This window comes from Citrobacter telavivensis (assembly GCF_041807075.1).
Lineage (GTDB): Bacteria > Pseudomonadota > Gammaproteobacteria > Enterobacterales > Enterobacteriaceae > Citrobacter_A > Citrobacter_A telavivensis.
Map to the genome: position 1 here is coordinate 1,255,070 of NZ_JBGUBF010000001.1, position 23,238 is coordinate 1,278,307.

The following is a 23,238-nucleotide window of genomic DNA, read 5'->3' on the forward strand; positions in this document are numbered from 1 at the left end:
TGATACTGGTCAAATATACAGTGTCGGGAGTGGGGGAGGCACGACCTGATAAACCGCGTTATCAGGCCATATCATCAGGCTTCTTCAGGCAGGGGTAACGGCCAACCGCCCAGACGCTTCCAGCGGTTGACGATTTCGCAAAACAGCACGGCGGTGCGCTCGGTATCATAAAGCGCAGAGTGCGCCTGGGTACCGTCAAACTCCATGCCTGCCGCAAGACACGCTTTGGAGAGCACCGTTTGTCCGAGAGCAAGTCCGCTCAGGGCGGCGGTATCAAACGTCACGAACGGATGGAACGGGTTGCGCTTGAGCGACGCTCGCTCGGCGGCAGCCATCATAAAGCTATGATCGAACGTCGCATTATGCGCCACCATGATGGCGCGACTGCAACCGCTGTCTTTAATGCCTTTGCGCACCATTTTGAAAATGGCGTGCAGGGCGTCATATTCGCTTACCGCGCCACGCAGTGGGTTAGACGGGTCGATACCGTTAAACGCCAGCGCTTCCGGCTGCAAATTCGCGCCTTCAAACGGCTCCACGTGGAATTGTAGCGTGCTGTCCGGCATCAGCCAGCCTTGTTCATCCATTTTCAGCGTGATGGCGGCTATCTCAAGCAGCGCATCGGTTTTGGCGTTAAATCCAGCCGTTTCAACATCAATGACGACGGGATAGAAACCACGAAAACGGTCGCACAGACCGGTAAGTTGAGCGTTATCGGACATCAGGGTCTCTTAGTACGGAAAAATTGCAGCGCGCATTATGCCAAAAAAAGCGGAGTGATGCAGTAAAACTACGGGCGCAGAAAGCGACTGCGCCCGGCAGGAATCAGTTACCGAGACCTTTCCCGGCATCTTTCTCTTCGATCAGTTCGATTTTGTAACCGTCCGGATCTTCAACAAATGCAATAACGGTCGTGCCGCCTTTCACCGGACCGGCTTCACGGGTGATGTTTCCGCCGTTCTGACGAATGCGTTCACAGGCTTCGGCCGCATTATCCACGCTCAGGGCGATATGACCGTAAGCGGTGCCCAGTTCGTATTTATCGACGCCCCAGTTGTAGGTCAGCTCAATCACCGCTTCATCACTCTCTTCGCCGTAGCCGACGAACGCCAGAGAGTATTTGTATTCCGTGTTTTCGCTGGTACGCAGCAACGTCATGCCCAGGACTTTAGTGTAAAAATCAATGGAGCGTTGCAGATCGCCAACGCGCAGCATCGTGTGAAGTAAACGCATGTTTTGTCCCCTTAAAAATGGTCAATACATTCAAAATGTTGTTTTAGTATAGCGGCGTTTTTACGCCGCTATCAATGCAGTAATGCGGATGGGGGGATCAGAGCGTCGGGTAATCGGTATAACCTTCCGCGCCGCCGCCGTAGAAACTTTCGCTGCGCTGTGGGTTGAGTTCGGCTTTACGTTGCAGGCGCGCGACCAGATCCGGGTTAGCGATGTAATCGCGCCCAAAGGCGACAGCATCGATCAGTCCTTTCTCAATTAAGGTTTCTGCTTTCTCTGGCGTATAGGCGCCGGCCCCGATGATCGGACCGTGGAAACGAGCGCGCACTTTTTCACGGAACGCGTCGGTATACGGCTTGCCGCCCGCCCAGTCGGGTTCAGACATGTGCAGATAAGCGATGCCGCGTTTACCCAGTTCTTCAATCAGATACAGCGCATCGGCTTCTTCGTTCGGACCATTGTCAACGTTCTGGAAGGTGCCGACAGGCGAGACGCGAATACCGATACGGTCTGCACCCCATTCTTTAATGCCTGCATCAACCACTTCCAGCACCAGACGTGCGCGATTCTCTACGCTGCCGCCGTACCGATCGTTACGATGGTTAGAAGAAGGGGAAAGGAACTGGTGCAGCAGGTAACCGTGCGCGGAGTGCAGTTCAACCAGATCGAAACCGGCTTCACGCGCATTGGCGATGGCCTGGCGGAAATCATTGACGATGCCCGGAATTTCATCGATTTCCAGTGCACGAGGCATTGAGGTATCTACGCGGATCGCCTGACCGTGTTCATCACGCAGGGAAGTACGGGTACCGGCACTGATAGCCGATGCTGACACCGGCGGTTGACCGCCCGGTTGCAGGCTGGAGTGAGAAATACGGCCTGTGTGCCATAACTGAACGGCGATATGACCGTTTTCAGCATGGACGCCCGCGGTGATTTTCTTCCACGCGGCGATTTGCTCATCGCTGTGCAGACCCGGCGCGCCGGCGTAACCCTTCGCCTGTGCGGAAATCTGTGTTGCTTCGCTGATGATAAGACCCGCGCTGGCGCGCTGGCGATAATACTCGGCCATTAACGGAGTCGGGATGTCGCCAGGCTCAATACTGCGCAAACGCGTCAGAGGAGCCATAAAAATACGGTTTGGTGCGGTGATCGCGCCCACTTTCAGTGGGGTAAACAGTTTATCAGATGACATAATATTTCCCGTTATAAATAGACCGGTCGTCTAGTGAGAGAGTAAATAAAACGCCTGTTAAGCACCAGGCGTTGCAATAATACGTTCCACATGTGCCAGCGCATTTTCCAGTGGGGTGGCACTGCGCGAAATCTTGGCCTGCAGATTCGCCCCCAGCCACAACGCGTAGAGAATTTGCGCCTGTTGCAGCGGCTCGCCTGCAAACGTCAAACAATGACTGTCGCGGCCTTTTTCCAGCGCCTGCGCCAGGATCGTCATAATCTTTCCGGCGCCCTGGTCCATCGCGGTGCGCATATCTTCCGACAGATCGCACACTTCGGCGGAAAGTTTAACCGTCAGGCAGCCGCTGATGATCCCTTGCTGGCAAAACTGGTTCAGAGTTTGCTGATAATAAGCCAGAATGCGATCGCGATAATTGCCAGGGCCCGTGTCAAAATGCGCCGCCAGCCGCTGATGATAACCGGCAAAGTGACGTTCCAGCATCGCGACGCCAAAGGCTTCTTTGGATCGAAAATAGTGATAAAACGATCCTTTCGGCACCCCGGCGGTTTTAAGCAACTCGCTCAGTCCCATACCGGTAAAGCCCCGCTGCATGCAAAGATGCTCACCGGTAGCCAGTAAGTGTTCGCGAGTATCGTATTCAGTTTGCTTGTTCATGGCAGGGAGTGTAATAGACCAGTCGGTCTAATGCAAGTCAGGTTGCCAGAAAGCGTGTTTACGTCTTCAATAGAATGAAGACCTGATTAAGAGGAAAGGGCGTGGCAGAGCAGTTAGAGTTTTTCCCCGTGCAGAGCCCGTGTCGGGGAATTTGCCAGTCAGATGAGCGCGGTTTTTGCCGGGGGTGTCTGCGCAGCAGGGAGGAGCGATTCAACTGGCAAAACATGAGCGACGGACAAAAACAAGACGTGCTGCGGTTATGCCGCCAGCGTCTGCTGCGTAAATTACGCGCAAATAAACCTGCGGTGCCAGAAGAACCTCAACAGCCTTCACTCTTTTAAGCCACTAATTGTATATACTCGCAGTAATTTACTTCACGAGGAAGCTGTTATGGTTCAGCGTATTACTCTTGCACCGCAAGGCCCGGAATTCTCCCGCTTTGTCATGGGATACTGGCGACTGATGGACTGGAAAATGTCCCCCCGGGAGCTGGTGAGCTTTATTGAAGCGCACCTGGATTTAGGTGTCACCACCGTGGACCATGCGGATATTTACGGTGGTTATCTGTGCGAAGCCGCCTTTGGCGAGGCGCTGAAACTGGCTCCTCATCTGCGCGAGCGCATGCAGATCGTCACCAAATGCGGTATCGCCACCACCGCCCGCGCGGAAAACGCGCTTGGCCACTACATCACTGACCGCGATCATATTGTGAAAAGCGCGGAACAGTCGCTGACTAACCTGGCGACTGACCATCTGGATCTGCTGTTGATCCACCGCCCGGACCCACTGATGGATGCCGATGAGGTCGCTGAAGCCTTCAAACACCTGCACCAGAGCGGTAAAGTGCGCCATTTTGGCGTCTCCAACTTTACCCCCGCACAGTTCACGCTGTTGCAATCGCGTCTTCCTTTCACGCTGGCGACCAATCAGGTGGAGATTTCACCGGTTTACCAACCGCTGCTATTAGACGGCACGCTCGATCAACTTCAGCAACTGCGTATTCGTCCGATGGCCTGGTCCTGCCTCGGTGGCGGGCGCCTGTTTAATGACGATGCGTTCCAGCCACTGCGCAACGAACTGGCGGTCATTGCACAAGAACTCAACGCCTCGTCCATTGAGCAAGTGGTTTACGCCTGGATACTGCGTCTGCCGTCGCAGCCGCTGCCGATCATCGGCTCCGGTAAAATTGAACGCGTTCGCGCGGCGGTGGAAGCGGAGTCGCTCAAAATGAGCCGTCAGCAGTGGTTCCGTATCCGAAAAGCGGCGTTGGGGTACGACGTACCGTAATCGCTAAATCATGGTTCTGCGTTCAAAATGGTGTCACTGGTTTACACTTAACCGACATGCATACAGAACGGAGGTCCTATGAAGCGATTGAGTCTGGCTGTGTTAACCCTGTTAGCCTGTACGGGCGCGCAAGCCGCCAGTGAGACAGTGGAGATGAATCTGGTCACCTCGCAAGGCGTTGGGCAGTCTATTGGGGAGGTGACCATTACCCAAACGGAGAAAGGGCTGGAGTTTACGCCGGATCTGAAAGCGCTGCCGCCGGGAGAACATGGTTTTCATATCCATGCCAACGGCAGCTGTCAGCCCGCGATTAAAGATGGCAAAGCGTCTCCTGCTGAGTCCGCAGGAGGACATTTTGACCCGCACAAAACCGGTAAACATGCCGGACCGGATGGCGAAGGGCACCAGGGCGATCTGCCTGTGCTGGTGGTTAATAACGAAGGTAAAGCCATTATTCCCGTCACGGCAACACGCCTGAAATCCCTGAATGATGTCAAAGACAAAGCGCTGATGATCCATGTCGGCGGCGATAATATGTCCGATCAGCCTAAACCGCTGGGCGGCGGCGGGGCGCGTTACGCCTGTGGGGTGATCAAGTAATCAGGACGTGAGCGTTCCTTCTGGCGGCGCTTGTTCCAGCTGAGAAAGTGAGCAATACAGCCGCCAGATGATGGCTGCCAGTTCTTGCGCAGCCGGCTGATGATGATGCGAAAGCGTCTCACAGATGCGCAGCAATTCGGTGAGCGTGGCGGCGAGGGGGCGCTGCTGGACACCGCGCTCATTCATTACATCGCGTAGTAACGAAATACAGATATCCCGCACGCGCGACAGCGGATCGGAGCGCGATTCCCAGGCGCGAAGCTGCCAGACCACGTGTGAACAGTTGAGCAGCACCACGCCCCAGCGTAAAAGCCAGCGTCTGGCCAGCGCATCCTGGCTGTTGCTTAGCTGGCTGATGTGGTGATACGTCAGCGACTCAAACTCGTTTTCACTGTGTGCAGGATGGCGGCTCAGTTGGTCGACAAAACTCCGGCGTAACGCGCGGATATGACGGCGACTTTTACGCGCATCCGATCCCGGACGCAAGATAGCGAAAGCAAGCCAGGACAAGGCGACTCCGACGATCTTGGCGGTGTTGTCATTAAGGAAATCAGCAAAGTCATAGACGGGCGGATTGGTCACGGCGATAAACGATCCCATAAAGACAATGAGTTGTCCCCAAAGCCCCGCCAGTTTTGGCATCTGTAGCTTAAGAAGTTGCATGGTGGTCAGCAGGGGGAACAAAAACAGTAAGAATTCCCACAGTTCACTAATCTGCACCATCAGACCAAACTTCACCACAAAGCTGAACAGCGATAACAACACCAGCGTACGCATCAGCAGCGTCAGTGATTTAAACGGCGTGGCAACGGCAGAGTAGAGCACGCAACTGATGGCGGCCAGCGTCAGCGCCCCCGAACCCGATTCCCACTGTGACCCAATGCTCCAGGCGCCAATCACCGTCAGCGTGACGAAAGTGCGCAAACCGCTCCAGAGCGCTTCAGCATTATCAGTGTGTCGCGCCAGCGCAGGCGCACGGGGAATATGGACAGGCGTCAGTGCCCCGCCATTTTCGATCAGGTATAACTGATGGCTGGTGCGCAGATAGAGACGACAGAAGTAGCATAACCGCTGCCAGAAGGCGACATGACGGTAATCAGCCCCGTTAGCGGGGGCAAGCGGGGCAATAATTCGAGCGATGGTGTAACTGTCCGTTTGCGAGCGGGCCAGGGCCGTCAAAAGTTGGTCAATGACATCACGCGTGTGGGCTGGGGGATTTGGCCAGTTAAGCAACATCCTGCGCAGGCTTGAGATGACGCTGGTCAGGCGCAACTGATGGTGCAAGAGGGCATTCAACAGCGCATTCTGGTGACGAAAGCGGTAATGGCTCCAGAAGGCCTGGATACGCAGTAAGTTCATCGTCAATATTTGCCCGATCACCCCTTCGTGGGCAGAGCGGATGGCGTCGGTAGTCTCGGGTTGCCACAGCAGACTGGCATGTTCCAGCAAGCGTACATGCATATTCTTCAACGCCGTCAGCAACGCGGTGCCATCGGAGGTGCTCGGCAGGATCATCATCATCGTGCCGCCGCAGAGGATCCCGACAATCACTTCACAGACGCGCGCCTGCGCGATATCCCAGAGTTGAGTGATCTCAACGATGTTGACCATCGGGAAGGCAATAATCGCCGCCGTGTAACCGGCAAGCTGAAAAGCGTAGGCCACGTTGTTGGTAAACTGCGCACAGGCCCAGGTACAAAAACCAATCCAGGCGGACATGCTCAGCAGAAAAAGCCACGGCTCGTTGAGAGTATGCCCGGCGAGAATCAACGCGGCGGTTGCGCCGAGCAAACTCCCGGCAATACGCCCGAGGCTCTTGCTGATAACGCCGCCGACGGTGGGAAAACTGACCACCGCGGCAGAGGTCATGGCCCAATAGGGTTCATCCAGGTTCAGATAATAGGCGAACGTCAACGCGAGACACATCGCGAGGGTATTACGCAATGCATATCGCCACTGCCCGGCCGTCGCTTTCAGCCACGGCGTTTTGCTCAGATAGCGGTACAGGGAGGACATTTATTTGCCGATCGCTACGCTACAGGTCGTGCCGGAAACGAGCGTCACGTCATGCGGTAGTTGATCAAATTCGATACGTACCGGCACGCGCTGCGCCAGACGCACCCAGGGCACGTTAGGTTTGATATCCGGCACCAGTCCGGAATCGCTCTCCACGCTTTGGTCGTAAATGGCGCGACCGATGCTGGATACGTGACCCTGTAACTGAATATTGCCGCTGTAGAGCGTTATTCTGGCAGGCGCGCCCTCGCGGATATGACGCAACTTGGTTTCTTCAAAATACCCCATCACATAGAAGGAGTGGCTATCCACCAGAGCAAACAGCGGTTGCCCGGTGGTGGCGAAATCACCGGTACGCGTCGACAGATTGGTTATCCAGCCGGAGACCGGGGCATGGACATCCGTCTGCGCCAGTTGCCACTGCGCCTGTCTGAGCGTCGCCTGAGCGACGTCCACACTTGCCTGCATCGCTTTGACGTTCAGATTAGCGGTGTCTAACTCTTCTGCAGAAATGACGTTCTGCGATAAACGGCGGCGGCGGTTGGCTTCATTGTTGGCCTTTGCCAGTTCAGATTGCGCTTTAGCCAGTTGAGCCTGCGCGTTGAGTTCGGCGATATGAAAAGGGGTCTTATCAATGCGAAAGAGCAGATCGCCCGCGTTGACGAACTGGTTATCCTTTACCTGGAGATCGACGATGGTGCCAGACACCTGGGGGGTAATGCTGACCTGCTCGGCGCGCACCTTACCGTCACGCGTCCAGGGTGATTGCATGTAATAATTCCACATAAACCAACCCGCCAGAACGGCGAGGGCAGCAATCACAATTGTGGAGAAATACTTCAGTGTTTTCAGCGTCATAATTACCACGCAACCAATAGAAAAAGACCCGAACAGACGCAGAGGGCAAAAATCGACAGATCCATTAATAATGGATGCCAGATTTCACCGGAGTAGATGCGTTCGCGCAGCAGGCGATGGATGAAAAGCCAGAGGAAAAATCCCAGCGCGAAGGCCTTGAACAGCGGTGGGAAGTAAACAGATGCGCCAATCACCAGGTCTTGTAAGGGCATCCCTGTAGTATTGAGTGCGGAGGTCACAAGCAATAGTCCTTTGCGTCAGGTTACGTGTATACAGGTTTAGCAAAAACCGGCATGACGAGCGCTTTTTTCGCGTAATGTCTGAAAAATATGTCTGGCGGTAACCAATTGCAGCAATACATTTGTTTTAGCAATACAATTGCTGCACACTATTCTAAAATCAGTATAATATCTTAGCAAGCTAATTATAAGGAGATGAAATTGGAATCGCCATTAGGTTCTGATCTGGCACGGTTGGTGCGCATTTGGCGTGCTTTGATAGACCACCGTCTTAAGCCTCTGGAATTGACGCAGACACACTGGGTAACGCTGCATAATATTCATCAATTGCCACCGGATCAATCACAGATACAACTGGCAAAAGCGATTGGCATTGAACAGCCGTCACTGGTACGTACGCTGGATCAGCTCGAAGAGAAAGGGCTCATTTCGCGTCAAACCTGTGTCAGCGATCGCCGTGCTAAACGTATAAAGCTAACGGAAAAGGCAGAGCCGCTGATTGCCGATATGGAAGCGGTTATCAATAAAACGCGTGGTGAAATTCTGGAAGGGATTACTGCGCAGGAAATTGATCTGCTGATCAAGCTGATCACCCGACTTGAACACAATATTATTGAGCTCCAGTCGCGCGATTAAAATCATGAAACGTGTGGTCAGGATCTGACCACACGTTAATTCACTTAGCGCGGAGAGACGGTAACCTGACGACCGTTGCTGGCCAGCACGACACGCTGTCCTGCAGAGAAACGCGTATCCCCTTGTTTCTGAACAACCATGATGGTGTTGCCATCATCCTTGCGGATTTCCAGCTCAACGCCCTGCGTTTTGTTCATCGCACCCTGTACGCCTTGACCGGCAACGCCACCAGCGACAGCGCCTGCCGCGGTTGCCAGGGAACGACCCGTACCACCACCGACAGTATTCCCCAGGAAGCCGCCGAGCACGGCACCGCCAATGGCGCCGATCACGTTTTCATTATCACCGGCCTGAATTTTGACCGGACGGACGTTCACAATCGTACCGTAGGTGACATTCTGCACCTGCTTCGCTTCGGAGGCGGTGTAGACATCGCCTGAAAGGCTATCTGTGTTGGAACAACCCACCAGAGACAGGCCTGCCAGTGAAACGATCAGCACACGTTTAATCATCTAAAAATCTCCTGTTCACCATGAAACGCTACCCAAGCATCCCTCATGGTCAAATTATATGGTATTTGTGCGTTTAAGGTCACATGTTCTGTCTTAACGATGCAGAAATCATAATAACAGCCAGGTTAACCAACTTTAAACGAACTATTCAGCGGATCCACTTAATTGACATTGCGCACGCGCTTTCGGGGGAAAAACGTGAATGAAGCGTAGCATTGACTGCGCGTTTGTGATGGAGTGTTGACGCAACATTATGCTTAAAAAAGGAACATGTATGAAATCGGGCCGTTATATTGGCGTGATGTCTGGCACCAGTCTTGATGGTGTCGATGTAGTACTGGCGACGATTGATGACACGATGGTGGCTCAACAGGGGAGTCTCACCTGGCCGATGCCGGTGTCCCTTAAACAGGCGATTCTCGATATCTGTCAGGGACAATCCCTGACGCTCTCTCAGTTTGGTCAGTTGGATGTCCAGTTGGGCATGCTGTTTGCTGAGGCGGTAAACGCGCTGCTGGCACAGGAAAAACTCCGTCCGCAAGACATTGTCGCCATCGGCTGTCACGGGCAAACCGTGTGGCATGAACCTGGCGGCGTTGCGCCGCACACGCTACAGATTGGCGATAACAACCAGATTGTGGCGCGTACCGGTATCACGGTGGTCGGCGATTTCCGCCGTCGTGATATTGCGCTGGGCGGACAGGGCGCGCCACTGGTGCCCGCATTTCATCAGGCGCTGCTCGCGCATCCAACGGAGCGAAGAATGGTGCTCAACATTGGCGGTATAGCGAATCTGTCGATGTTGATTCCAGGGCAACCCGTTCGTGGATACGATACCGGTCCTGGCAATATGCTGATGGATGCCTGGATCTGGCGGCAGTGCGGTAAACCCTATGATAAAGATGCGCAATGGGCCTGTGGTGGGACGGTGATTATTCCGTTGCTGCAAAACATGCTCAGTGACCCCTGGTTCTCGCTACCGGCACCGAAAAGTACCGGACGGGAATACTTCAACTATGGCTGGATCGAACGTCAGATGACGGCGTTCCCGGGGATTAGCCCGCGAGATGTTCAGGCGACGCTGACGGAACTGACGGCGGTAACCATCTCCGAGCAGGTGCTGCTGAGCGGAGGCTGTGAGCGCCTGATGGTCTGCGGCGGCGGCAGTCGCAACCCGCTGTTGATGACACGCCTGGCGGGACTGCTGCCGGGAACCGAAGTGACCACCACCGATGAGGCCGGGATTAGCGGCGATGATATGGAAGCGCTGGCGTTTGCGTGGCTGGCGTGGCGTACGCTTGCCGGTCTTCCGGGCAATCTGCCCTCGGTCACCGGTGCTCGCGAAGCGAGTGTGCTCGGTGCTGTTTTCCCCACCAACCCGCGAACTCAGAGTTAACTGAATTTTTCTTTCGTCTTCTGCCGTTACACTGTGGAGATTAAGGAGGGTGAATTCACCCTCCCGGACCAGGAAAGTCTTCAGGATACGTCTATGAAAAAACTGCTACTCATCTGTTTCCCGCTTATGCTGTCCGGTTGTAGCGTCTACAATCAGTTTGTTGAGCGCATGCAAACGGACACGCTGGAATACCAGTGTGATGAAAAACCGCTGACGGTGAAATTGAATAATACCCGTCAGGAGGTGAACTTTGTTTATGACAACAAACTGCTCAATCTGAAGCAGGGCATCTCGGCGTCGGGCGCGCGTTATACCGACGGAATTTATGTGTTCTGGTCGAAAGGCGACGGTGCGACCGTCTACAAACGTGACCGTATCGTGCTGAATAACTGCCAGTTACAAAACCCGAAGCGTTGAGATTTCCAGCAGGGCGGCGCACAATAGCGCCACCCACTGACAATCCGTAGCGAGCACCATGTCTGATAACGACGAATTGCAGCAAATCGCGCATCTGCGCCGTGAATATACCAAAGGCGGTCTGCGCCGCCGCGATCTTCCCGCTGAGCCGTTAACCCTTTTCGAACGCTGGCTGGCTCAGGCATGTGATGCCAGACTGGCGGATCCCACCGCCATGGTCGTGGCGACCGTTGACGAAAATGGCCAACCTTATCAGCGTATTGTGTTGTTGAAGCACTACGATGAGAAAGGTCTGGTGTTCTATACCAACCTTGGCAGCCGCAAAGCGCATCAAATCGAAAAAAATCCACGGATCAGCCTGCTGTTTCCCTGGCATATGCTGGAGCGTCAGGTGATGGTGACCGGCAAAGCCGAGCGCTTATCGACGCTGGAAGTGGTGAAGTATTTCCACAGTCGTCCACGTGACAGCCAGATAGGTGCCTGGGTCTCGAAACAGTCCAGCCGCATTTCCGCGCGCGGGATCCTCGAAAGCAAATTCCTCGAACTGAAACAGAAATTCCAGCAAGGTGAAGTGCCGCTGCCCAGTTTCTGGGGCGGATTTCGCGTCAGCATTGAGCAGATGGAGTTCTGGCAGGGCGGTGAACACCGACTGCATGACCGCTTTTTATACCAGCGTGAAAATAACGCATGGAAAATTGACCGTCTCGCGCCATAAACCCGGAAAATTGTTGTTTTAAGCGCTAGCGCTGTGTGCGCCAGCGCTTTATTCTATAGAGCTTTCGCGTCTGGCGAAAAGTCGTGTACCGGCAAAGGTGCAGTCGTTTTATACATGGAGATTTTGATGGCAAGCAGTAACTTGATTAAACAATTGCAAGAGCGGGGGCTGGTCGCCCAGGTGACGGACGAGGAAGCGTTAGCAGAGCGACTGGCGCAAGGCCCGATCGCGCTCTATTGCGGCTTCGATCCTACCGCTGACAGCTTGCATTTGGGGCATCTGGTTCCATTGTTATGCCTGAAACGCTTCCAGCAGGCAGGTCACAAACCTGTGGCGCTGGTCGGCGGCGCGACCGGTCTGATTGGCGACCCGAGCTTTAAAGCCGCCGAGCGTAAACTGAACACCGAAGACACCGTTCAGGAGTGGGTAGACAAAATCCGTAAACAGGTTGCTCCGTTCCTGGATTTCGACTGCGGCGAAAACTCCGCTATCGCGGCGAACAACTATGACTGGTTCGGCAACATGAACGTGTTGACCTTCCTGCGCGATATCGGTAAGCATTTCTCTGTAAACCAGATGATCAACAAAGAAGCGGTGAAGCAGCGTCTGAACCGTGACGATCAGGGGATCTCCTTCACCGAGTTCTCCTACAACCTGTTACAGGGTTATGATTTTGCCTGCCTGAATAAACTGCATGGCGTGGCGCTGCAAATCGGGGGTTCCGATCAGTGGGGTAACATTACTTCCGGGATCGACCTGACGCGTCGTCTGCATCAGAATCAGGTCTTCGGTCTGACCGTTCCACTGATCACTAAAGCCGACGGCACCAAGTTCGGGAAAACAGAAGGCGGTGCAGTGTGGCTGGATCCGAAGAAAACCAGTCCGTACAAATTCTACCAGTTCTGGATCAACACGGCGGACGCCGACGTGTATCGTTTCCTGAAGTTCTTCACTTTCATGGACATTGAAGAGATCAATGCGCTGGAAGAAGAAGACAAGAACAGCGGCAAAGCGCCGCGTGCCCAATATGTGCTGGCCGAGCAGGTCACGCGTCTGGTGCACGGTGAAGAAGGTCTTATTGCGGCGAAACGTATCACGGAGAGCCTGTTCAACGGCACGCTGAGCGATTTGAGCGAAGCGGACTTCGAACAGCTGGCGCAGGATGGCGTGCCGATGGTTGAAATGGAAAAAGGCGCTGACCTGATGCAGGCGCTGGTAGATTCCGAACTGCAGCCGTCTCGTGGTCAGGCGCGTAAAACCATTGCGTCAAACGCGATCACCATTAACGGTGAGAAGCAGTCAGATCCGGAATACACCTTCGTCGAAGGCGATCGTCTGTATGGCCGCTACACGCTGCTGCGTCGCGGTAAGAAGAATTACTGTCTGGTGTGCTGGAAGTAATCGAAAGTCAGCAGGGGCGTGGGAAACCACGCCCCTTTCTATTTTCAGGGTTGTGGTAAGCAAAAAATGAAGAATATTCTCGCCATCCAGTCCCACGTTGTTTTTGGGCATGCTGGCAATAGTGCCGCGGAATTCCCGATGCGCCGCCTCGGTGCCAACGTCTGGCCCCTCAATACGGTTCAATTCTCTAATCACACGCAATACGGCAAATGGACAGGCTGCGTCATGCCGCCATCACATCTGACCGAGATTGTGCAGGGCATAGCTGATATCGATCAGCTGAAGCGCTGCGATGCCGTGCTGAGCGGTTACCTGGGTTCTGCCGAGCAGGGCGAGCATATTCTGGGGATCGTGCGTCAGGTGAAAGCGGCCAACCCGGCGGCGAAATATTTTTGTGACCCGGTGATGGGACATCCGGAGAAAGGCTGCATCGTCGCTCCGGGCGTCGCCGAATTTCATGTTCGTCACGCGCTGCCAGCAAGCGATATTATTGCGCCGAATTTGATTGAGCTGGAAATCCTCTGCGAACACGCGGTGAACAGTGTGGATGACGCCGTTGTCGCCGCCCGCGAGTTAATCGCACAGGGACCGGAGATCGTGCTGGTAAAACATCTGGCGCGCGCGGGTTACAGTCAGGATCGTTTTGAAATGCTGCTGGTCACTGTTGATGACGCCTGGCACATCAGCCGTCCGCTGGTGGATTTCGGCACACGCCAGCCGGTCGGCGTTGGCGATGTGACCAGCGGGTTGCTGTTAGTGAAGTTGTTGCAGGGGGCGACAAACCAGCAGGCGCTGGAGCATGTCACTGCGGCGGTGTATGAGATTATGATTGCCACCAAAACGATGCAGGAATATGAACTACAGGTGGTTGCCGCACAGGACAGGATCGCGCAACCAGAGCATTACTTCAGCGCCACACAACTCTGACCCACTTGCCGGATGAGGCGTCTACCGCCGCCATCCGGCACAATTCGCTTATTGTAACCCTTCAGCTTTCAGCGCCGCCGCAACGCCCGGACGCTCAGCCATGCGCTTCATATACGCCGCGATATGCGTCAACCCATTCATATTGAGCTTCACCGCGTATGCCCAGCGCAGTACGGTGAAAAGGTAGGCATCTGCGATAGTGAAACGCGATCCGCATATCCACTGTCCCTCTTTGAGGGAAGCATCAACGTACTGCATCTTCTTCTCCAGCAGCGCACGAACGGTCGGTTTGTACTCTTCCGGGGTATCAGGGCGAAACAACGGGGTGAAGCCTTTGTGCAGCTCAGTTGCAATGTAGTTAAGCCACTCAAGCGTCTTATAGCGCGAGATGCTGCTCACGGGCGCCAACAACTGGCGGTCAGGAACGCTATCGGCGAGGTATTGCATAATCGCCACGCCTTCGGTTAACAGCGTGCCGTCATCGAGCAGCAGGGCGGGAACCTGTCCTTTCGGATTGACCGCGAAAAAATCATCACCGTTTTCCAGACGCTTCTTCATCAAATCCACACCATCCAGCGTGAAATCTTTCCCACTCTCGCGAAGGGTAATATGGGAAGCAAGAGAGCAGGCGCCTGGCTTGTAGAACAGTTTCATCGATAACTCCTTTCAACTGAGGTTTAACGTATCCTGGTTCGGGTTCAGGCAAAAAAAAGCTGCTAACGCAAAGTTAGCAGCTTCATTACGCGTTTCCCAGAAATTTACGCGGTAGCGGTCTTGGACGCTTTCTCGCCTGGTTCGTCGTCCTGAGTCATGCGGTTCAGTTTCGGCGCCGTCAGCAGCATCAGAACAGCGATCACGGCGGTCGCCACGCCAATCTGCAGGAACACGCGACCATACACTTCCAGAGACATCAGCGGATCGGTCACATTTTCAGGAACCGCCATCATGCTGGCGACATAACCGCCAATGATGTTGGCACCGGCGGTGGTCAGGAACCAACTGCCCATGATGAAGCCCATCAGACGCTGTGGAACCAGCTGTGCCACCATGGCCAGACCCAGACCGGAAATCATCAGCTCACCGATACTTTGCAAGCCGTAGCAGATGATCAGCCAGTTAACGGAAACGATACCCGCATCGGTCGCGAATTTTGCTCCCAGCGGCAGGATCAGGAACGCGCCAGAACACAGCACCATACCAATGGCAAACTTCGTTGGCATCGGCAGAGTGTCACCCATCTTGTTATAGATAGCCGCGAGGATAGGGCTACCAATGATGATCCAGAACGGGTTCAGCGCCTGATACTGTTCAGGTTCGAATGCAATGCCAAGAATAGAGTGCTCAACGTTACGAATAGCGAAGAAGTTCAGCGACGTCGGCATCTGGCTATACAGTACGAAGAAGATGATCGCTTCCAGCATCAGAATGAAGGCCACAATCATTTTACGACGAGCGGCACCCTGCATGGCGAACGCTTCTTTACCGAAGATAAAGACGATACCAAGTGCGATCACGCCCAGCACCATACGTGCGATTTGTTGGTTATGCAGCAGCCAGGTCGCAATTGCGATCAGCGCGACAACACCGACGATGGTCAGCAGCAGGTTGCGGATGTTGATAGGTTCGAAGTCAGGTTTAGAACCGTAGTTTTTCACCCAACGCTGGCAGAATGCGAAGTTTACTACGGTTATCAGCATACCGACGACGCTCAGCGCGAACGCGGTGCTCCAGCCGTAATGCGCGGCCAGCCACGGTGTTGCCAGCATAGAGAAGAATGAACCGATATTGACGGACATGTAGTACATCGTAAAGGCGCCATCAAGACGCGGGTCATCTTTCGCATAGCAGGTCGACAGCAGAGAGGATGGGTTAGCCTTAAACAGACCATTACCGACGGCAATGGCGGCCATTCCCATATAAACGACACCGGCGTCGTGTCCGGACCATGCCACCAGTGCATAGCCGATAGCCAGTACCACCGCACCGAGCATAATGACGCGCTTGGTACCCAGAACTTTGTCACCTAACCAGCCACCAATGGCGACCAGACCGTAAACCAGGGCGCTAAAGGATGAGAAAAGAGTGATTGAATCCGCTTCAGACATACCCAGTTGTTTAACCAGGTAAACGGCCATAATTCCTTGTAAGCCGTAATAACCGAAACGCTCCCAGAGCTCAATCGAGAAGATGAGATAGAACGCCTTCGGTTGTTTGAAAGCGTTAAGACTGACGCTTTCCGTTGGTTTCTTGTTTGCAGTAGACACTTTAACCTCTTTTTTTACATCCCATATTAACGGGGGTGTTCTGTCACGTGATACCTCTTGGGTAGCCGTGAAATTGTTATAGTGGGAGGGGAAACGGCGAGTAATGTTCACTATCTTGCACTTTCAGACAAGTCCTTTGTAATACTCTGTTACATATATATTGAATGGTGGATTCCACGGGGTGGGCAAATGTTATCTAGCGTTAAATTTTATTAATTGAGTAATGGCAGTTTATTACGCTGTCACATTGCCCTGAAAATGGTTGTATGGCGATATGTTCTGCTATTTGTCGGATAATGTAGTGATAAAGGCCAGCATCTAAAAAATAGCCAGTGTAATGTTTTGTGTATAAAAACTGACGCATTGTCATCTGAATGCAAAGTTAACCAAAATGAACAGAAAAATTTACATAGAGTTATCACTATGATCGAGATCACAATTGGATAGAAATTTTCGTTATTAAAAAAAGGATTAACCTGAATAAGTGCTTATAGCCAGGATGAATCATTTGTATAAGACGTAGAAAGCGGAATCATTGACGGATTGGGAAGAAAGAAGTAGAGGATAACAAAAAGTGATGGCTGGACAATGTTACCAGCCCCTGGCGGTCAGATATCCACCTTCTCTTTGAATTCACAGAGATCTTCAATGATACAGGAACCACAGCGCGGCTTACGGGCAATACAGGTATAGCGCCCGTGCAGGATAAGCCAATGGTGGCAGTCGACCTTAAATTCCGCGGGAACCACCTTCAGTAATTTCTCTTCCACCTGCTCAACGTTTTTGCCCGGTGCAAACTGGGTACGGTTACACACGCGAAAGATATGCGTGTCGACGGCGATGGTTGGCCAGCCGAAGGCGGTATTCAGCACAACATTCGCCGTCTTGCGGCCCACGCCCGGCAGCGCTTCAAGCGCCGCACGATCTTCTGGCACCTCGCCATGATGCTGCTCAAGCAAAATACGGCAGGTCTTAATCACGTTCTCGGCTTTGCTGTTAAACAGGCCGATCGTTTTGATGTAGGACTTGACCCCTTCAACGCCGAGCTCCAGCATCGCGGCGGGGGTATTTGCAACCGGATAGAGTTTCGCCGTGGCCTTGTTCACGCTGACATCCGTCGCCTGCGCCGACAGAAGCACCGCGATCAACAGCTCAAAGGGGGAGTTGAAGTTCAACTCGGTGGTCGGATGCGGATTGTTCGCGCGTAATCGGGTTAATATTTCTAACCGCTTTGCTTTATTCATGAGGCATTCCCTGGTTCACCGGAGGGCAACTCCGTCGCAACTGCCGCACTGGCGCGGCGCTTTTTCATCTTTTCATCAATGAGATATTTCACCGCCAGCATGAGTCCCAGCCCAATAAATGCGCCAGGCGGTAACATTGCCAGCAGGAAAGGAGAGTCGGTGTGGAAAATTTCCACACGCAGCACCTTTGCCCAGTTGCCGAGCAGCCCGTCCGCCCCGTCAAACAGCGTCCCGTTACCGATTATCTCGCGCAGGGAACCCAGCACAAACATAGCGCCGGTTGCCCCCATCCCAATGGAGAAGCCGTCCAGCGCCGACAGCGCCGGGCCCTTTTTGGCGGCAAAGGCTTCAGCGCGTCCCACCACAATGCAGTTGGTCACGATCAGCGGGATAAAGATCCCCAATGACTGGTAAAGACCAAAGGCATAGGCGTTGATCAGCATTTGTACCGCACTGACCACCGAGGCGATGATCATCACGTAAATCGGGATACGAATTTCGGCTGGCGTCCAGCGGCGCAGCGCGGAGATAGTCAGGTTGGTCAGCGTCAGCACCAGCGTGGTGGCAAGCCCCAGCCCGAGGGCATTGGTGGCAGTCGAGGTGACCGCCAGCAGCGGGCACATCCCCAGCAGTTGCACCAGCGCGGAGTTATTTTTCCACAATCCCTGAACGATGACGTCTTTAATTTCACTCATGACTTACTCTCCGCAGGCCGGAAGTTGAGGCAGTTGCGCAGGCAGCGTTTGGGCATACAGCCCTGCACGCTTGACGGCATTGACCACCGCGCGCGGCGTAATCGTTGCCCCGGTAAACTGATCAAAATCTCCGCCATCTTTTTTCACGGCCCAGTGGCTGTCGTTGTCACCCTGAATCTTTTTACCGCTGAAACCGGTTATCCAGTCTGACAGGCGCAGTTCAATTTTATCGCCCAGCCCCGGCGTTTCATGGTGTTCCGTTACACGGGTGCCCAAAACCGTGCCGCTGAAGTCGGCACCGACCAGCAACTGAATGGCGCCAGAATAGCCATCCGGCGCCGTTGTCTCAAGCACGGCCGCCACGGGCGTACCGTCCTGCTCCGCAATATAGACGCGATGCTCACCTTTCCCCAGTGCGGGCGCGCTGACCACGAAGCAGCGATCCTGCAAACGGTTATTATAGCGATCGGCAGGCAGAACCTGATCAAACAGCGCCTTTTGCTGAATGGCCGCCTGCTCATCAATGGTGGTTTTGGTCATCAGGTTGATGGCGGCAGTCAGTCCAGTCGACCCCGCCGCAAACAGCGCCAGGGTGATGCCATGTTTACGAATCGTTTTCAGCATGGATTATCCTTTGCGGTGTCCGTACACGCGCGGACGCGTGTAGTAGTCAATCAGCGGGACCGTGATATTGGCCAACAGCACGGCAAAGGCCACGCCATCCGGATAGCCGCCGAAACTGCGGATTAACCACACCAGCAAGCCTGCCAGCGCGCCAAACACCAGACGACCGCGATTGGTCGTCGACGCCGTCACCGGGTCAGTCAGAATGAAGAATGCGCCGAGCATCGTTGCCCCGGAGAGCAGATGAATTTGCGGGGAGGCGAGCGTCTCAGGCGCAAATAGCCAACCCAGCGTCGCGCAGACGGCTAATGAGAGCAGGAAGCTAACCGGAATATGCCAGCGAATAGCGTTTTGTTGCAGCAGAAAAACACCGCCAGCCAGCCAGGCCAGGTTGACCCACTGCCAGCCCGCACCGGCAAAGATGCCGCTGTAAATGGGGTATTGCATGATCTGCTCAACAGAATGACCGGCATGCAGGGACGTTTTGAAGGTGTCCAGCGGCGTGGCCTGGCTTATCCCGTCAATCCCCATGCGCAGCGTATGCATGTCGCCCCCGCCGGTGGTCTGTCCGGTAAAGATGATCTGCAGGGCATCGAGCAGTCCTGGCGTTGTGGCGGCAATATCCTGTGGCGGTAACCAACTGGTCATCTGCACCGGGAAAGAGATAAGCAGCACCACATAGCCAATCATCGCCGGGTTGAACGGGTTTTGTCCCAGACCGCCATACAGCTGTTTGGCGATGATCACCGCGAATACCGTACCGAGGATCACCATCCACCAGGGCGCGAGCGGGGGAATACTGACGGCAAGCAGCAGACCGGTCAGTAGCGCGGAGTTGTCCTTTAAAATCGCCACTACCGGTTGCTTACGTAATCTGAGCACGGCGGCTTCAGCCAGCAGCGCACTTGCGCAGGCGAGTACGATCTGCAACAGAGTTCCCCAGCCGAAAAACCACCATTGCACGGCAATTCCCGGCACGGCGGCAAGTAAGACCAGCAGCATAATGCGCGACGTTTGACGCTGATTATGCGTGTAGGGAGAGCTTGCGATTCTGAATACCATTTAATCCTCGTTAACAACCTGCTGCTGAGCGTCTCTTTTGGCTTTTGCCCGTGCTATTGCGGCGGCGACGGCGGCTTTACGCGGATCCACCGGTTCATCCGACGCGGCGGGTTTACTGCTGGCCTGCTGCTCCTGCTTGCGCGCCTTCGCGCGGGCAATAGCGGCTTCGACGGCGGCTTTACGCGAGTCCACCGGTTCATCAGACGCAGCGTGTTCGCTGCTGGCCTGCTGCTCCTGTTTGCGCGCCTTCGCGCGGGCAATAGCGGCTTCGACGGCGGCTTTACGTGGGTCCACCGGTTCATCCGACGCGGCGGGTTTACTGCTGGCCTGCTGCTCCTGTTTGCGCGCCTTTGCGCGGGCAATAGCGGCTTCGACGGCGGCTTTGCGCGGATCGGTGTCAGTAGCGGTGGCGTTCCCGGCCTGTTTTGCTCGTGCCAGCGCTTTACGCGCTTCACGAGCCGCAATCACCGCGCTATTGTCCGGTGTTTCACCCGCCTTAATCATTACCGGTTGCGTCGCCTGAGCCTGTTTCTCTTTAACGCGAGCCAGGGCGGCGGCAATGGCATCCTGATCCTTCGCCGCTGGCTGTACGGCGGCTTTCTTATGACGTTCCAGACGCGCGGCTTTCTCACGCTCCAGGCGAGCCTGACGCGCTTCGAAACGCGCTTTGGCTTCCGCCGCGCGCTTTTCTTCCTGGCTTATTGCATAAAGCTCCGCTTTTTCCTGACGGAAATATTGCACCAGCGGAATGTTGCTTGGGCAGACCCAGGCGCAAGCGCCACACTCAATGCAGTCGGCAATGTTATGCGCGGTGGCTTTGTCATGCTGCTGTCCTTTACTGAACCAGTAAAGCTGCTGGGGCAGAAGATCGGCCGGGCAGGCGTCGGCACAGGCGCTACAGCGAATGCAGCCTTTCTCTTCCTGCGGCTCGCCCATTTCCGTTGCCGACGGTGCCAGCAAACAGTTGGTTATCTTCACCACCGGGACATCGAGCCACGGCAGGGTGAAGCCCATCAATGGGCCGCCCATGATCACCATCTGATCGGCAGAAGGGCAGAAACCCGCATCATTTAGCAGATGGCGTACCGGCGTACCGAGTCTCGCCCAGACGTTACCCGGACGACTGACCGCTTCACCGGTGAGGGTCACAACGCGCTCGGTAATCGGTTCGCCGTCAATAATCGCACGTTTAACCGCATACGCCGTGCCGACGTTTTGCATCAGTACGCCGATGTCGGAAGAACGACCGCCGTGCGGAACCTGTTTTCCGGTCAGGATTTGGGTAAGCTGCTTTGCCCCGCCCGAAGGGTATTTCGTTGGGATCACGCGCAGCGCGATATCCTGCGAGCCGGCCAGCACTGCACGCAGCATTGAGATCGCCTGCGGTTTGTTATCTTCAATACCAATAAGGATTTCACGCGGTTGCAGAATATGCGCCAGAATGCGGATACCCTCGACGATCTGCGCCGCACAATCCTGCATCAGACGATCGTCGGCGGTGATATAGGGTTCACATTCCGCGGCGTTGATGATCAGCGTTTGAATTTTGTCGCCGCCGCCCTGCAATTTATTCCCGGTCGGGAAACCGGCTCCGCCCAGCCCGGCGACGCCGAACTGATGAATGCGGGCGATCAGGGCCTCGCGACTCTGCGAACGGTAATCCTGCCAGCCTTCACGCTCAATCCAACGGTCTTCACCGTCGGCATCAATGATTACGCTCAGCTCGGCTAATGCTGAAGGGTGCGCCGTCGAGTGGGGCGCAATCGCCACCACTGTCCCGGAGGTAGGCGCATGAACCGGGAGCATTCTTCCCCATCCACGGGTTAGCGGCTGTCCGCGCAGTACATGCTGCCCTTCGGTGACGCACAGTTCCCCTTCTGCACCGATATGCTGTTTGAGCGGAATAACGAAACGCTGCGCGAGGGGAACCTGGCGCAGCGGCGTGCCGTTTGACTGTGTTTTCATTTCCGGCGGATGGATGCCGCCGTTGAAATCCCAGATCTTATCTTTTCTGAAAGCAGAGAATAACTTAAGCATGTTGTTCCACGGGGATAATACGCACGGGGATCGTGTTCAAATCCCACTTCCAGTTGTCAGGCGTTTCGGCGACCGGACGCAGTTCAATGCAGTGAGTCGGGCAGGGGTCAACGCACAGATTACAGCCCGTGCACAAATCGCTCATCACCGTGTGCATGGCGCGCGTTGCGCCAATAATCGCGTCCACCGGACAGGCCTGAATACATTTGGTGCAGCCAATGCAATTAGCTTCATCAATTACCGCCAGCATGCGAACCGGCGCAACGTCTTGTTCATCGCCATCAATCGGTTGGGGATCGACGTTCAGCAGTTCCGCAATTTTCAACATGACCGCTTCGCCGCCGGGCGCACAGCGGTTAATTTTTTCACCCTGGCCACCAATCGCTTCCGCGTAGGGGCGACAGCCAGGATAGCCGCATTGCCCGCACTGGCTTTGCGGCAGAATTTCATCAATCTTTTCAACGACAGGATCATCCTCCACCGCGTAACGACGGGAGGCATAACCCAGGATAGCGCCGAACACCAGACCCAGCAGGCTCACGGCGGCAACGGCAATCCAGATAGCATTCATTACAACTTCACCAAACCACTAAAGCCCATAAAGGCCAGAGACATTAACCCGGCGGTAATCAGCGCAATGGCGTTACCGCGAAACGGAGCTGGCACATCCGCGACGGCGAGACGCTCGCGAATCGCCGCAAACAGCACCATCACCAGTGAGAAGCCGACAGCGGCGGAAAAGCCGTACAGTGCCGACTGCAAAAAGTTGTGGCCGAGATTGATATTCAACAGCGCCACACCGAGAACCGCACAGTTGGTGGTGATAAGCGGCAAGAAGATCCCCAGCAGACGATAGAGCGCCGGGCTGGTTTTGCGCACCACCATTTCGGTAAATTGCACCACGACCGCGATAACCAGAATAAAGGCCAGCGTACGCAGATAAATGAGATCGAGCGGAATCAGGATCCAGGTGTCAATCAGCCAGGCGCAGATTGAAGCCAGCGTCATCACAAACGTGGTCGCGAGCCCCATCCCCATCGCGGTTTCCAGTTTTTTGGAAACGCCCATAAAGGGACAAAGACCCAGAAACTTAACCAGTACAAAGTTATTGACCAGTACAGTTCCGACAAACAGCAGCAGGTAATCAGTCATTTTTCGGCCTGAAATAAAAAAGCCGCCTATTATCTGACAATCTACAGCAGGCGACAACAGGTTAACTGTAG

At 54.6% G+C, this 23,238-nt stretch carries 25 protein-coding genes and 1 pseudogene; 9 read left to right on the forward strand and 17 right to left on the reverse strand.

Going from position 1 to position 23,238, the window contains the following annotated elements:
• Window positions 1-74 precede the first annotated feature (74 nt).
• From rnt to ACERJC_RS06035, 4 genes are all read right to left on the reverse strand, one after another.
• The gene (gene rnt / locus ACERJC_RS06020) at window positions 75-722 is read right to left on the reverse strand and encodes a ribonuclease T (RefSeq protein WP_102601897.1); all 648 of its coding nucleotides are present in this window, start codon (window positions 720-722) and stop codon (window positions 75-77) included.
• A gap of 103 nt (window positions 723-825) precedes the next feature.
• On the reverse strand, window positions 826-1,233 hold the full coding sequence (gloA, locus tag ACERJC_RS06025; protein WP_373671259.1) for a lactoylglutathione lyase: 408 nt from the start codon (window positions 1,231-1,233) through the stop codon (window positions 826-828).
• A 97-nt stretch (window positions 1,234-1,330) separates the two neighbouring features.
• The gene (locus ACERJC_RS06030) at window positions 1,331-2,428 is read right to left on the reverse strand and encodes an alkene reductase (protein WP_152404833.1); all 1,098 of its coding nucleotides are present in this window, start codon (window positions 2,426-2,428) and stop codon (window positions 1,331-1,333) included.
• 57 nt (window positions 2,429-2,485) lie between these two features.
• Window positions 2,486-3,085 (reverse strand): TetR/AcrR family transcriptional regulator, encoded by a 600-nt coding sequence (locus ACERJC_RS06035; RefSeq protein ID WP_152404832.1) that lies wholly within the window; start codon window positions 3,083-3,085, stop codon window positions 2,486-2,488.
• Between the two features lie 101 nt (window positions 3,086-3,186).
• On the opposite strand from ACERJC_RS06035, the gene ACERJC_RS06040 reads away from it, so the two are divergent.
• The 3 genes from ACERJC_RS06040 (at window position 3,187) to sodC (ending at window position 4,972) form a co-directional block, all read left to right on the forward strand.
• Window positions 3,187-3,426 (forward strand): DUF1289 domain-containing protein, encoded by a 240-nt coding sequence (locus tag ACERJC_RS06040; protein WP_373671260.1) that lies wholly within the window; start codon window positions 3,187-3,189, stop codon window positions 3,424-3,426.
• A gap of 49 nt (window positions 3,427-3,475) precedes the next feature.
• On the forward strand, window positions 3,476-4,372 hold the full coding sequence (locus tag ACERJC_RS06045) for an aldo/keto reductase (RefSeq protein WP_286633194.1): 897 nt from the start codon (window positions 3,476-3,478) through the stop codon (window positions 4,370-4,372).
• Window positions 4,373-4,450: 78 nt separating this feature from the next.
• Window positions 4,451-4,972: a superoxide dismutase [Cu-Zn] SodC gene (gene sodC / locus ACERJC_RS06050; protein WP_286633195.1), complete on the forward strand. Its 522-nt coding sequence runs from the start codon at window positions 4,451-4,453 to the stop codon at window positions 4,970-4,972.
• Here sodC and ACERJC_RS06055 read toward each other — a convergent pair.
• The 3 genes and pseudogenes from ACERJC_RS06055 to ACERJC_RS06065 form a co-directional block, all read right to left on the reverse strand.
• A pseudogene (locus ACERJC_RS06055) lies at window positions 4,948-6,988 on the reverse strand (FUSC family protein). The gene sodC and the pseudogene ACERJC_RS06055 sit on opposite strands and share 25 nt — an antisense overlap.
• Window positions 6,989-7,846, reverse strand: a complete 858-nt coding sequence (locus ACERJC_RS06060; protein WP_152404827.1) for an efflux RND transporter periplasmic adaptor subunit — start codon at window positions 7,844-7,846, stop codon at window positions 6,989-6,991.
• 2 nt (window positions 7,847-7,848) lie between these two features.
• Window positions 7,849-8,058 (reverse strand): DUF1656 domain-containing protein, encoded by a 210-nt coding sequence (locus ACERJC_RS06065; RefSeq protein ID WP_152754576.1) that lies wholly within the window; start codon window positions 8,056-8,058, stop codon window positions 7,849-7,851.
• A gap of 222 nt (window positions 8,059-8,280) precedes the next feature.
• Between ACERJC_RS06065 and slyA the strand changes: the two genes are divergently transcribed.
• Window positions 8,281-8,721, forward strand: coding sequence for a transcriptional regulator SlyA (gene slyA, locus ACERJC_RS06070; protein WP_373671261.1), 441 nt, complete (start codon window positions 8,281-8,283; stop codon window positions 8,719-8,721).
• Between the two features lie 44 nt (window positions 8,722-8,765).
• On the opposite strand, the gene slyB is transcribed toward slyA, so the two are convergent.
• Window positions 8,766-9,233: an outer membrane lipoprotein SlyB gene (gene slyB / locus ACERJC_RS06075; RefSeq protein WP_046480503.1), complete on the reverse strand. Its 468-nt coding sequence runs from the start codon at window positions 9,231-9,233 to the stop codon at window positions 8,766-8,768.
• Between the two features lie 274 nt (window positions 9,234-9,507).
• Between slyB and anmK the strand changes: the two genes are divergently transcribed.
• The 5 genes from anmK (at window position 9,508) to pdxY (ending at window position 14,089) form a co-directional block, all read left to right on the forward strand.
• Entirely contained in the window at window positions 9,508-10,629 is a 1,122-nt protein-coding gene (gene anmK / locus ACERJC_RS06080) for an anhydro-N-acetylmuramic acid kinase (protein ID WP_373671262.1), read from the forward strand.
• Between the two features lie 93 nt (window positions 10,630-10,722).
• Window positions 10,723-11,046 carry a C-type lysozyme inhibitor gene (gene mliC / locus ACERJC_RS06085; protein WP_044254665.1) on the forward strand — a complete coding sequence of 108 codons (324 nt, stop codon included), beginning with the start codon at window positions 10,723-10,725 and terminating at the stop codon, window positions 11,044-11,046.
• A gap of 58 nt (window positions 11,047-11,104) precedes the next feature.
• Window positions 11,105-11,761 (forward strand): pyridoxamine 5'-phosphate oxidase, encoded by a 657-nt coding sequence (pdxH, locus tag ACERJC_RS06090; protein ID WP_046480507.1) that lies wholly within the window; start codon window positions 11,105-11,107, stop codon window positions 11,759-11,761.
• Between the two features lie 126 nt (window positions 11,762-11,887).
• Entirely contained in the window at window positions 11,888-13,162 is a 1,275-nt protein-coding gene (tyrS, locus tag ACERJC_RS06095; RefSeq protein ID WP_042319202.1) for a tyrosine--tRNA ligase, read from the forward strand.
• Between the two features lie 66 nt (window positions 13,163-13,228).
• On the forward strand, window positions 13,229-14,089 hold the full coding sequence (pdxY, locus tag ACERJC_RS06100; RefSeq protein ID WP_373671263.1) for a pyridoxal kinase PdxY: 861 nt from the start codon (window positions 13,229-13,231) through the stop codon (window positions 14,087-14,089).
• 48 nt (window positions 14,090-14,137) lie between these two features.
• Here the strand turns inward: pdxY and gstA are convergent, their stop codons facing one another.
• The 9 genes from gstA to rsxA all read right to left on the reverse strand — a co-directional run bounded on the left by gstA (window position 14,138) and on the right by rsxA (window position 23,167).
• A complete protein-coding gene (gene gstA, locus ACERJC_RS06105; RefSeq protein ID WP_373671264.1) occupies window positions 14,138-14,743 on the reverse strand; it encodes a glutathione transferase GstA in 606 nt (201 codons plus the stop codon).
• Window positions 14,744-14,847: 104 nt separating this feature from the next.
• The gene (gene dtpA / locus ACERJC_RS06110; RefSeq protein ID WP_152404821.1) at window positions 14,848-16,353 is read right to left on the reverse strand and encodes a dipeptide/tripeptide permease DtpA; all 1,506 of its coding nucleotides are present in this window, start codon (window positions 16,351-16,353) and stop codon (window positions 14,848-14,850) included.
• Between the two features lie 608 nt (window positions 16,354-16,961).
• Window positions 16,962-17,597: an endonuclease III gene (gene nth, locus ACERJC_RS06115; protein ID WP_286633197.1), complete on the reverse strand. Its 636-nt coding sequence runs from the start codon at window positions 17,595-17,597 to the stop codon at window positions 16,962-16,964.
• On the reverse strand, window positions 17,594-18,292 hold the full coding sequence (locus tag ACERJC_RS06120) for an electron transport complex subunit E (protein ID WP_046480516.1): 699 nt from the start codon (window positions 18,290-18,292) through the stop codon (window positions 17,594-17,596). The genes nth and ACERJC_RS06120 overlap by 4 nt, the downstream gene beginning before the upstream one ends.
• Window positions 18,293-18,295: 3 nt before the next feature.
• Window positions 18,296-18,916, reverse strand: a complete 621-nt coding sequence (gene rsxG, locus ACERJC_RS06125) for an electron transport complex subunit RsxG (RefSeq protein ID WP_152404819.1) — start codon at window positions 18,914-18,916, stop codon at window positions 18,296-18,298.
• A 3-nt stretch (window positions 18,917-18,919) separates the two neighbouring features.
• Complete coding sequence (gene rsxD, locus ACERJC_RS06130; RefSeq protein WP_286633198.1) at window positions 18,920-19,978, reverse strand: electron transport complex subunit RsxD; 1,059 nt, start codon at window positions 19,976-19,978, stop codon at window positions 18,920-18,922.
• Window positions 19,979-22,015 carry an electron transport complex subunit RsxC gene (gene rsxC, locus ACERJC_RS06135; RefSeq protein ID WP_373671265.1) on the reverse strand — a complete coding sequence of 679 codons (2,037 nt, stop codon included), beginning with the start codon at window positions 22,013-22,015 and terminating at the stop codon, window positions 19,979-19,981.
• Window positions 22,008-22,586 (reverse strand): electron transport complex subunit RsxB, encoded by a 579-nt coding sequence (gene rsxB, locus ACERJC_RS06140; protein WP_373671266.1) that lies wholly within the window; start codon window positions 22,584-22,586, stop codon window positions 22,008-22,010. Before rsxB ends, rsxC begins: the two co-directional genes overlap by 8 nt.
• Window positions 22,586-23,167, reverse strand: coding sequence for an electron transport complex subunit RsxA (gene rsxA / locus ACERJC_RS06145; protein ID WP_005121199.1), 582 nt, complete (start codon window positions 23,165-23,167; stop codon window positions 22,586-22,588). Before rsxA ends, rsxB begins: the two co-directional genes overlap by 1 nt.
• Window positions 23,168-23,238: the final 71 nt, after the last annotated feature.